Origin of the sequence: Undibacterium sp. MH2W (genome assembly GCF_049340215.1) — a bacterium.
Classification (GTDB): Bacteria; Pseudomonadota; Gammaproteobacteria; order Burkholderiales; family Burkholderiaceae_D; genus Undibacterium.
Window position 1 is genome coordinate 1 of sequence record NZ_JBMPPA010000042.1, and the last position, 255, is coordinate 255.

The following is a 255-nucleotide window of genomic DNA, read 5'->3' on the forward strand; positions in this document are numbered from 1 at the left end:
ACCATTTATTCCGCCGCCAGAAGTGCAAGTACAGCAGCAGCCACAGCAAAACACGATCAGTGCCGTATCGAACGTGAAGCCAGATAACCCAGTGTTTGCTAAAACACAGCAAACAGCACCACCAGAGTCAGCAAAACCAACTGGCCCTGTGACGGTACCAGGGGTGATCGACTTTAACGTTGCTGGTTGCAAACCAGAGTACCCACGTGCGTCTTTACGTAATGAAGAGACCGGTACAGTCCTCTTGTCCGTATT

The 255-nt window shown here is 50.6% G+C and carries 1 pseudogene; it reads left to right on the top strand.

Annotated features, from left to right (window positions below):
* Positions 1–255 (top strand): annotated as a pseudogene (locus ACO0K2_RS19770) (energy transducer TonB); the annotation flags it as partial.